Below are 5,641 nucleotides of genomic sequence, written 5' to 3'. Positions count from 1 at the left end.
CCAACCCCACCCCCAACTGGACCACCCTCCTCCCCACCCCCCACACCACCCCCCACCTCCCCACCTACGCCTTCCAACACCACCGCTACTGGCTGGAGGAGGCGCAGAGCGCGGATTCCGCGTCGGCGGAAAGCGGCGATGTCGAAGCGCGTTTCTGGGCGGCGGTGGACCGTGAGGACCTGGCCTCGCTCACCCGGACGCTGGGGATGGACGGCGAGTCCGGGACGGATTCCGTAGCGGCGCTGAGCACCGCTCTCGGCGTCCTGGCGTCCTGGCGTCGTGGGCGCGACGAGCGAGCCGAGGTGTCCCGTCTGCGGTACCGGGTGGGATGGACGCCGGTCCCGCAGGCGAGCACCGGGGCACCCGCCGGAGCGCTGCTGGTGCTGGCGCCGCCGGGAGCCGCGGAGGACGAGGGCGTCGCCCGGATCATGCGCGCCCTGGACGGTCAGGGCCGGCGGTCCCGGCTGCTGGAGTTCGACGCGGCCCACGGGTCGGATCCCGCCGAGGCCCTCCACGAAGTCCTCGCCGGGGACGGGGAGTTCACCGGCGTGCTGTCCTTGCTCGCGCTGGACCGCCGTATCCGCCCGGAGTCCCCGGCGCTGACCGAGGGCACGGCCGCCACGCTGGCTCTGATGCGTGCGCTGGGCTCGGGCGCGGTCGGGCTGCCGCTGTGGTCCGTGACCAGCGGCGCGGTGTCGGTCGGCCCCGCGGACCGGCTGCGCGCCCCGGAGCAGGCGGTCGTCTGGGGGCTCGGCCGGGCGGTGGCGCTGGAGCATCCGGACCGTTGGGGCGGGCTGGTCGATCTCCCCGAAACGCTCGACGACCGTACGGTGCGGGCGCTGCTCGGCGTGCTGGGCGGGGCGAGCGGCGAGGACCAGGTCGCGGTGCGCTCGGCCGGCGTGTTCGCGCGGCGCCTGCTGGAGAGCCCGCTGCGGAACGAGCCGCGACAGGCCGACTGGCAGCCGCGCGGCACCGTGCTCGTCACCGGCGGCACCGAGAGCATGGGGCGGCATGCCGCACGCCGACTGGCCCTGGCCGGCGCCGAGCATCTGCTGCTCACCGTGGACGGGGACCCCGACGCGTCGGACGTACAGGGCTTCGTGACCGAGCTGACCGGGCTGGGCGTAGGGGTGTCGGTGTCCACGGCGGACGTCTCCAGCCGTGCCGGTGTCGCCGAGTTGCTGGCCGACCCGGCCGAGCGGCCGGAGTTGACGGCCGTGGTGCACACCGTCGACTCCTCCGGGCTGCTGCCGGTCGCCGCCACCGACGTGGACGAACTCGGCAAGGCGCTGCGCGTGAAGGCCGACGCCGCGCTGTACCTTGACGAGCTGCTGGGCGGCCGTCCCCTCGACGCGTTCGTGGTGTTCTCCTCGGCCGCGGGTGTCTGGGGCGGCGGCGGGCAGGGAGTCACGGGCGCGGTCAACGCCTTCCTCGACACCCTGGTCGAGGACCGCCGGCAGCGTGGTCTGGCCGCGACCTCGGTGGCCTGGGGTGTGGTCGAGGGCATCGGCGTGGCCGCCGATGCGGCGGTCCAGGAGCAGCTCCGCCGCCGTGGCGTGCTGCCGATCTCCACGGACGTCGCGATGACGTCACTGGCCGCCGCCCTGCGGTCCGACGACGGTGTCGTGGCCGTCGCGGACATCGACTGGTCGGCGTTCGTACCGGCGTTCACCTCGGTACGGCCGAGCCCGCTGCTCGGGGACCTGCCCGAGGTACGGCGACTCGCCGAGACCGCTGCCGAGGTCGCGGCGGACGACGCCGAGGCGGGCTCCGCGCTCGTGCGGTGTCTCGCGGGCCTCTCCGAGGCGGACCAGAAGCGGACTCTGATGAAGCTGGTCCGCGAACGGGCCGCCGCGGCCCTCGGCCACACTGACCTGGAGGAGGTCAAGCCCAGGCAGGCGTTCCAGGAGATGGGCTTCGACTCGCTTTCGTCGGTCACCCTGCGCAACACCCTGGCCGCCGCCATCGGCGAGAGCCTGCCCGCCACGCTCGTCTTCGACTGCCCGTCACCCGCGGCCCTCGTCGACTTCCTGCACGAGACGCTGGCCGGCACCGACGCCGAGGAGCCGGAGGGCGACGAGGAGGACCTCCGGCGCGTCCTGGCCTCGGTCCCCCTCGACCGCTTCCGCGAGGCGGGCGTGCTCGACGCCCTCTTCTCCCTGGCGCGGACCGAGTCACTCACCCAGGTCAGCCCGGCCGGGGCGACGGCGAGCGTGGCGGACGAGCTCGACGAGATCGACTCGATGGACATCGACGGACTGGTGCAACGCGCACTGGGCGGCACAGAGCAGTGACCGAGAGCTGAGAGACGAGGACATGATGGCCGCTCAGAGCGACAAGATAGTCGATGCCCTGCGTGCCTCCCTGAAGGAGAACACGCGCCTGAAGGAGCAGTACGACCGGGTCGTCGCCGCCGGCTCCGAGCCGATCGCGATCGTGGGTATGGCCTGCCGCTATCCGGGCGGGGTGACGTCCCCGGAGGAGCTGTGGGACCTGGTCGCCTCCGGTGGTGACGGCATCTCCGAGTTCCCGGTGAACCGTGGCTGGGACCTGGAGAACCTCTTCCATCCGGACCCGGACCACCCCGGCACCAGCTATTCCCGTGAGGGCGGGTTCCTGCACGACGCCGACCAGTTCGATCCGGCGTTCTTCGGGATCTCGCCACGTGAGGCGCTGGCGATGGACCCGCAGCAGCGGCTGATGCTGGAGATCACCTGGGAGGCCCTGGAGCGCGCCGCCATCGACCCCGCCACCCTGCACGAGCAGCCCGTCGGTGTCTTCTCGGGCATCGCCTTCCACGACTACGGCGCCGACCGCGAGGACCCCAACGACGGCCTGGAGGGCTTCATCCTCACCGGCGGCGCGGCAAGCGTGCTGTCGGGCCGGGTCTCGTACTTCCTCGGCGCGCAGGGCCCGGCGGTCACCGTCGACACGGCCTGCTCCTCCTCCCTGGTCGCCCTGCATCTGGCGGCCCAGTCACTGCGTACGCGCGAGAGTTCCCTGGCGCTGGCCGGCGGGGTGACAGTGATGGCCGTCCCCCACGCCTTCGCCGCCTTCTCCCGGCAGCGCGGCCTCGCTCCCGACGGCCGCTGCAAGTCCTTCGCTTCCGCCGCCGACGGCACCGGGTTCGCGGAAGGCGCCGGTGTGCTGGTGCTGGAGCGACTGTCGGACGCGGTGCGCAACAAGCGCCGGATCCTCGGTGTGGTGCGGGGATCCGCCGTCAACCAGGACGGCGCCTCCAACGGCCTGACCGCACCCAACGGCCCCTCCCAACGGCGGGTGATCCGGCGGGCGTTGGCGAGTGCCGGGCTGACCGGCGCGGACGTGGACGCCGTAGAGGCACACGGCACCGGAACGACACTCGGGGACCCGATCGAGGCGCAGGCGCTGATCGCCACCTACGGGCAGGACCACGACGCCGAACGACCTCTGTGGCTGGGGTCGTTGAAGTCGAACGTCGGTCATACCCAGGCCGCCGCCGGGGTGGGCGGGGTCATCAAGATGGTGATGGCCATGCAGCACGGGCTGCTGCCCCGCACCCTTCATATCGATGTGCCGACGCCCCAGGTCGACTGGACGGCGGGGCACGTCGAGCTGCTGACCGAGGCCCGCCCCTGGCCCGAGAGCGACCGGCCCCGCCGCGCGGCTGTCTCCGGCTTCGGAGTGTCGGGGACCAACGCCCACGTGATCCTGGAGCAGGCTCCCTCCGTCGCGGCTGACGTCGAGGGTGAGGCTGAGCAGGAACGCCCGGCTTCTGCCAGCGGTTTGGTGCCGTTGGCGGTGTCCGGACGCGGGAGCGCCGGGCTGGCCGGACAGGCCGACCGACTCGCCTCCTACCTGGAGGAACACCCCGACCTCGAACTGACCACCGTCGCCCGCGCTCTGGTGACCGACCGAGGTCAACTACCCGACCGTGGCGTAGTGCTGGCGTCGAGTCGTGAGCAGGCCGTGGCAGGACTGCGCGCACTGGCCCGGGGCGAGCAGGCGCCGGGCGTGATCAGCGGACAGGCCCAGGACGAACCCCGCCTCGCCGTGCTGTTCACCGGACAGGGCAGCCAGTACCCCGGCATGGCCCAGCCTCTCTGCGACGCCTTCCCCGCCTTCCGCGACGCCTTCCACGACGCCTGTACCCACCTCGACGTCCATCTGGCCGGGCATGCCCCGCACCCCGTCGCCGACGTCGTCCGGGGCGAACACGGCGACCTCATCCACCAGACCCTCTACACCCAGCCCGCCCTCTTCGCCGTAGAAACAGCCCTGTTCCGACTACTGGAACACTTCGGACTGAAACCCGACTTCCTCGCCGGACACTCCATCGGCGAACTCACCGCCGCCCACTGCGCCGGCATCCTCACCCTCCCCGACGCCACCGCCCTCGTCGCCGCCCGCGCCCGCCTCATGCACACCCTCCCCGCAGGCGGCACCATGCTCACCACCACCGCCACCCAAGCCGACCTGACAGACCTGCTGCCCCCCAACGTGGACATCGCAGCAGTCAACTCCCCCACCAACACCGTCCTGTCAGGACCCGCCGACGCCATCGAAACCCTCACCAAGGAACTCACCAGCCACGGCCACAAAGCACGCACCCTGACCGTCAGCCACGCCTTCCACTCCGCGCTCATGGAACCGATCCTCGACGACTTCCGTGCCGTCGCGGCCACGCTGGCCTTCCAGGCGCCGCACACCCCGATCGCCTCCGCCCTCACGGCGAGTCTCGACGACGCGGACCACACCACCGCCGACTACTGGACCCGCCACATCCGAGGCACCGTCCGCTTCGCCGACACCCTCACCACTCTCCACCACGCCGGCACCACCACCTACCTCGAACTCGGCCCCGACACCACCCTCACCACCCTCACCACCCAGACCCTCCCCACAGGCACCCACACCATCCCCACCCTGCGCCCCAACACCGACGACACCCACGCCACCCTCACCGCACTGGCCCACCTCCACACCCACGGCCACCCCATCAACCTCACCCCCCTCCTCCACCAGCGCACCCCCACCCCCATCAACCTCCCCACCTACGCCTTCCAACACCACCCCTACTGGCTCAACACCGGCACCCACTCATCCGACCCCACCCACATCGGCCAGACCACCGTCGACCACCCCCTCCTCGGCGCCGCCATCGAACTCCCCGACACCGACGGCATCCTCTTCACCTCCCGCTGGTCCCTCACCACCCACCCCTGGCTCGCCGACCACGCCGCAGGCGGCACCACCCTCGTCCCCGGCGCCGCCCTCACCGACCTCCTCATCCGCGCCGGGGACCAGGCGAACACCAGCCACCTCACCGAACTCGTCATCGAAGCCCCGCTCCTCATCCCCACGGAGGGCGGTATCCAGATCCGCCTGGAGATCGGGGAAGGGGACGAGTCCGGTCAGCGGACCGCCCACCTGTACTCCCGCCCCGACAACGCGGCACCCGGTACCCCCTTCACCAGGCACGCCACGGCCCGTCTCTCGCAAGAGGCTCCGGCGCCCGACTTCGACCTCACGCAGTGGCCCCCGCCCGGAGCCGTCCCGATCGAGGCCGCCGCTGAGCGGGCGTACGGCGAACTCGACGCCACCGGTTACGGCTACGGCCCCGCCTTCCGCGGCCTGCGTGCCGTATGGACCCAGGGCTCAG

The 5,641-nt window shown here is 72.1% G+C and carries 1 protein-coding gene and 1 pseudogene; both read left to right on the top strand.

Annotated elements, in window-relative coordinates:
• Positions 1 to 2,294, top strand: a 2,294-nt coding sequence (locus ACFU95_RS50595) for a KR domain-containing protein (RefSeq protein WP_383844604.1), incomplete at its 5' end; no start/stop codon positions are given.
• 46 nt (positions 2,295 to 2,340) lie between these two features.
• A pseudogene (locus tag ACFU95_RS50590) lies at positions 2,341 to 5,641 on the top strand (type I polyketide synthase); the annotation flags it as partial.

The sequence above is a fragment of the Streptomyces sp. NPDC057623 genome (genome assembly GCF_042800355.1).
Taxonomy (GTDB): domain Bacteria; phylum Actinomycetota; class Actinomycetes; order Streptomycetales; family Streptomycetaceae; genus Streptomyces.
The sequence above is the reverse complement of the archived record's forward strand: the minus strand, read 5'-3'. Positions and strand labels throughout refer to the sequence as shown.